The 4,266-nt window shown below is 70.4% G+C and carries 4 protein-coding genes; all 4 read left to right on the top strand.

Features of this window, described 5'->3' with window-relative positions; genetic code table 11:
* On the top strand, window positions 1-903 hold a 903-nt coding region (locus IJH84_RS14005; RefSeq protein WP_295145045.1), incomplete at its 5' end, for a 1-deoxy-D-xylulose-5-phosphate reductoisomerase.
* Window positions 904-2,187: a site-2 protease family protein gene (locus IJH84_RS14010; RefSeq protein ID WP_295145049.1), complete on the top strand. Its 1,284-nt coding sequence runs from the start codon at window positions 904-906 to the stop codon at window positions 2,185-2,187.
* A 333-nt stretch (window positions 2,188-2,520) separates the two neighbouring features.
* Entirely contained in the window at window positions 2,521-3,675 is a 1,155-nt protein-coding gene (gene ispG / locus IJH84_RS14015; protein ID WP_295145052.1) for a flavodoxin-dependent (E)-4-hydroxy-3-methylbut-2-enyl-diphosphate synthase, read from the top strand.
* Window positions 3,676-3,959: 284 nt separating this feature from the next.
* Window positions 3,960-4,266, top strand: a 307-nt coding sequence (locus IJH84_RS14020) for a DUF4081 domain-containing protein (protein ID WP_295145055.1), incomplete at its 3' end; no start/stop codon positions are given.

Here is a 4,266-nt window from a genome sequence, read left to right on the forward strand (position 1 = left end):
ATCGTGCGCAGCACCCCGGCCGACGTGGTGCTCAACGCGGTGGACGGTTCGCGGGGACTGGGCCCGACGCTGGCCGCGCTGGAGTCCGGCGCGAAGCTGGCACTGGCGACCAAGGAATCGCTGGTCGCGGGCGGCGCGCTGGTGCTGGCCGCGGCCGCGCCCGGGCAGATCGTGCCGGTGGACTCCGAGCACTCCGCGCTCGCGCAATGCCTGGTGGGCGGCCGGGGCCACGAGGTCGACAAGCTGGTGCTGACCGCCTCCGGCGGCCCGTTCCGCGGGAGCACCAAGGAAGACCTGGAGGGCGTCACGCTGCAGCAGGCGCTGGCGCACCCGACCTGGAACATGGGCGACGTCGTCACGATCAACTCGGCGACGCTGATGAACAAGGGCCTGGAACTGATCGAGGCGCACCTGCTGTTCGGCGTCGACTACGAGCGGATCGACGTGGTGGTGCACCCGCAGTCGATCGTGCACTCGATGGTGACGTTCGTGGACGGTTCCACGCTGGCGCAGGCCAGCCCGCCGAACATGCGGCTGCCGATCGCGCTGGGCCTGGACTGGCCGCGGCGGATCGCCGGGGCCGCGCCCGCGCTGTCGTTCACCGAAGCCTCCGCGTGGACGTTCGAGCCGCTGGACGACGATGTCTTCCCCGCGGTGTCGCTGGCCAGGCACGCGGGCAGCACCGGCGGTTGCCTGCCCGCCATCTACAACGCGGCCAACGAGGAAGCGCTGGCCGCGTTCGTCCGAGGTGACACCGGTTTCACGTCCATCGTGCAGACTGTCGAGCGGACGCTGGCCGCCGCCGACGACTGGCACGACGCGCCGCGCAGCGTCGAAGAGGTCTTCGCAGCCGAGGAGTGGGCGCGGATGAAGTCTCGCGAGCTGGTCGCGGAGGTGCGGTAAATGCTGATCGTCGTTGGCATCGTGATCTTCTTCTTCGGGCTGCTGCTGTCCATCGCCTGGCACGAGCTCGGGCACCTGCTCACCGCGAAGATGTTCGGCATCAAGGTCACGCAGTACATGGTCGGCTTCGGCCGGACCGTGTTCTCCCGCAAGCGCGGGGACACCGAGTACGGGGTGAAGCTGATCCCGCTGGGCGGCTACATCCGGATGATCGGCATGTTCCCGCCGAAGCGGGACGAGGAGTACGGGCGCACCGCATCGTCCTCGCCGTGGCGCGCGATGATCGAGGACGCCCGCGAGGCGGACGCCGAAGAGGTCCCGCCGCAGGACGCGCACCGGCAGATGTACCAGCGCAAGCCGTGGAAGCGGATCATCGTGATGGCCGCGGGGCCGTTCATGAACCTGATCCTCGCGGTGGCCATCTTCGCCGGGATCCTGATGGGCTACGGCACTCCGCAGCCGACGACCACCGTCAACACGGTCAGCGAGTGCGTGGTGGCCGCGGACACCAAGGACACCGGCAGCTGCCCGCCCGGCGCTCCGCCGTCCCCGGCGGCCGCCGCCGGGTTCCAGCAGGGCGACAAGATCGTCGAGTTCAACGGCCGCCGCTACGACTCGTGGAACCAGTTGCAGCTCGCGATCCGCGAGTCCTCCGGCTCCGTCCCGGTCGTCGTGGAGCGCGGCGGGCAAGAGGTGCCGCTGCGGGCGAACCTCATCCAGGACGAGCGGCCGTCGCTGCGGAACCCGGACGAGACCGAGCGGGTCGGGTTCCTCGGGCTCTCACCCACGCAGGTCTACGTGCGCCAGGACGTCGGCGGGGTGGCGCGCACCATCGGCGGGTTCGTGACCCTCACCGCGCAGAAGGTCGTGGAGCTGCCGCAGCGCGTTCCCGGCCTCGTCAGCGCGATCGGCGGCGAGGAGCGGTCGAAGGACTCCCCGGTGGGGATCGTGGGCGCGAGCAGGCTCGGCGGCGAGGTGCTGTCGATGGACCAGGCCCCGGTGGGCGCCCGGCTGATCATCCTGCTGCAGCTGCTGGCCGCGGTGAACCTCTCGCTGTTCGTGATGAACATGCTGCCGGTGCTGCCGCTGGACGGCGGGCACATCGCGGGTGCGCTGTGGGAGTCGATCCGGCGCGGGTTGGCGAAGCTGGTTCGCAAGCCCGACCCGGGTCCGTTCGACACGGCGCGGCTGATGCCGCTGGCCTACGGCGTGACGCTGGTGTTCATCGCCTACTCGTTGCTGGTGCTGGTCGCCGACGTGGTCAATCCGGTCACGTTCCTCTAGCGCGGAGGCCGCTGTTCACGCGCCGGACAACGGCGGGTGAACAGCACGTCTCCGCAGGCGGGCGGGCCACTGACGGAGCAATGTCGATCACTGCCGGTGATCAAATCAGTGCCGAACCTTGCCCAGCCGGGTGAGAGACGATCGGTATCGTGGGAGCGGGACGGCTCCGCCGTCACCGGCCGGCCGGGAGCATCGCGGCCCCGGCGGACAGCCGGTCCCGGTGCAGTCGCCGGCACCGGCAGGCGCAGCCCATCGGTGGCTACCGGCCCCGCGAAACCGGCCCGTGAGGGCGGAACCAGTCAGCGCACCCGTCGTAGAGGTGGAGAGGAATCGATGACCGTCGACCTGGGAATGCCCGGCGCCCCGGACCCGGTGCTGGCCGAACGGCGCAAGACCCGCCAGTTGCAGGTCGGCGCGGTCGGGGTGGGCAGTGAACACCCCATCTCCGTGCAGAGCATGACCACCACCAACACCACCGACATCAACGGCACGCTGCAGCAGATCGCCGAGCTCACCGCCTCGGGCTGCGACATCGTCCGGGTGGCCTGCCCCAGCGCCGACGACGCCGAAGCGCTGCCCGCGATCGCGCAGAAGTCCAAGATCCCGGTCATCGCCGACATCCACTTCCAGCCCAAGTACGTCTTCGCCGCGATCGAGGCGGGCTGCGCGGGCGTGCGGGTCAACCCGGGCAACATCCGCAAGTTCGACGACCAGGTCAAGGAGATCGCGCACGCCGCGAAGGACCACGGCACGCCGATCCGGATCGGGGTCAACGCGGGCTCGCTGGACCCGCGGCTGATGAAGAAGTACGGCAAGGCGGTGCCCGAGGCGCTGGCCGAGTCGGCGCTGTGGGAGGCGAGCCTGTTCGCCGAGCACGACTTCAACGACATCAAGATCTCGGTCAAGCACAACGACCCGGTCGTGATGGTGCGCGCCTACGAGATCCTCGCCGAGCAGTGCGACTACCCGCTGCACCTGGGTGTGACCGAGGCCGGTCCGGCGTTCCAGGGCACCGTGAAGTCCGCGGTGGCCTTCGGCGCGCTGCTGCGCCAGGGCATCGGCGACACCATCCGGGTCTCGCTGTCCGCGCCGCCGGTCGAGGAGGTCAAGGTCGGCGCGCAGATCCTGCAGTCGCTGAACCTGCGCCCGCGCAAGCTGGAGATCGTCTCCTGCCCGTCCTGCGGCCGCGCGCAGGTCGACGTCTACAAGCTCGCCGACGAGGTCACCGCGGGCCTGGAAGGCATGGAGGTGCCGCTGCGGGTGGCCGTGATGGGTTGCGTCGTCAACGGGCCGGGCGAGGCCAGGGAGGCCGACCTCGGGGTGGCCTCCGGCAACGGCAAGGGCCAGATCTTCGTCAAGGGCGAGGTCATCAAGACCGTGCCGGAGGCCAAGATCGTGGAGACGTTGATCGAAGAGGCGCAGCGCATCGCCGAGGACATGGAGGAGACTCCGGAAGGCGAAGGCGACCCGGTCGTCACCGTCGGTTGATCGCGCGGCTGCGCGGACATCGCCCGCGGACATTGCCGCACGGCCCCGCCGAGGTGCGTTGCTCGGCGGGGCCGTTCCGTTGCGCTGGTTCTTGAACCGGTCGCTGCAGCATTCGCCGTCGCGGTGACGCCGATCGATCGAACGTGGGTGGCGACACGGACGGTGGCGACTGCTGCGCGTGCAGTCGGCCGCACCTGCGCCGGTCGGCTGATCCACGTTCGGATTGCGCTGCGCACACCGGGTAGGGGAGCCGGGACGCGGGGTCTTCTGGCACTCTTTTAGCCGTGCTCAAGCTCGTCGGTGCCCGCCTGTTGGAGGACCGGGACGCGGCCAGTGTCCACACGGCGCTGGCGCGGGACCCGGTCGCGGCCTGCATGGTCGCTTCCCGCGTGGAAGCCGCCGGGCTGCGGCCGAGCCGGCTGGGCGGTGAGGTCTGGGGCTACGGCAGCGGGCTGGACGGGCTGTGCTTCTCCGGGGTCAACCTCATCCCGCTGGCCGGCGGCCCGGAGGCGATGCGCGCGTTCGCCGATCGGGTACTGCGGCGCCGCCGGGTGTGCTCGTCGCTGGTCGGCCCGTCCGAGCAGGTGCTGG

Origin of the sequence: Saccharopolyspora sp., assembly GCF_017434145.1 — a bacterium.
Classification (GTDB): Bacteria; Actinomycetota; Actinomycetes; order Mycobacteriales; family Pseudonocardiaceae; genus Saccharopolyspora_C; species Saccharopolyspora_C galaxeae.